Genomic DNA, 667 nt, shown 5'->3' with positions numbered 1-667 from the left:
TCACCTGGTACACGGTGCTGGCCTGCTTCAAACTCGGCATCGTGATCGAGGGCACGCTGGCCAGGGCGTGCGCCGGCAAGGCGCCGAGAGAAGTCGGCGACCAACTGCACGCAGCCACCCTGCGGCTGTTCGAGCAGGCACTGACCCTGATGGACACGTGATCGACTTCGACATTCCCGCCGATCTGGCGGCGCTGCGCGACGAGATCCGGGCGTTCGTCGCCGAACAGGTCGTGCCGTACGAAACCGACCCCCGGCTGACCCGCCACGGCCCCACCGACGAGCTGCGCGCCGAGCTGGTGGAGCTGGCCCGCGCGGCGGGGCTGCTGACGTTTCAGGCGCCCGAGCGTTTCGGCGGCCGGGAGCCGTCGCATCGCGAGCAGGCGGTGCTCTACGAGGCGGCCGGCTGGTCGACGCTGGGTCCGGTGGCGCTCAACTGCGCGGCCCCCGACGAGGGAAACATGTTCTTGCTGAGCAAGATCGCCGACGATGCGCAGGTCGAGCAGTTCCTGCTGCCGGTGATCGACGGCCGGCAACGGTCGGTGTTCGCGATGACCGAACCCGGCGGCGCGGGCTCGGATCCCGAACAGCTGGCCACCACGGCCCACCTCGACGGCACCGACTACGTCATCAACGGCCGCAAGTGGTGGACGTCCGGGGCCGCCGAC

The 667-nt window shown here is 70.0% G+C and carries 1 protein-coding gene and 1 pseudogene; both read left to right on the top strand.

Annotated elements, in window-relative coordinates:
* Window positions 1-161 (top strand): annotated as a pseudogene (locus F6Q13_RS19150) (phosphotransferase family protein); the annotation flags it as partial.
* Window positions 158-667 (top strand): acyl-CoA dehydrogenase family protein (locus tag F6Q13_RS19145; RefSeq protein ID WP_293059884.1); only part of this gene is annotated, 510 nt, incomplete at its 3' end. The pseudogene F6Q13_RS19150 and the gene F6Q13_RS19145, both read left to right, overlap by 4 nt.

Origin of the sequence: Mycobacterium sp. (genome assembly GCF_008709575.1) — a bacterium.
In the GTDB taxonomy this organism is placed as follows: domain Bacteria; phylum Actinomycetota; class Actinomycetes; order Mycobacteriales; family Mycobacteriaceae; genus Mycobacterium.
The sequence above is the reverse complement of the archived record's forward strand: the minus strand, read 5'-3'. Positions and strand labels throughout refer to the sequence as shown.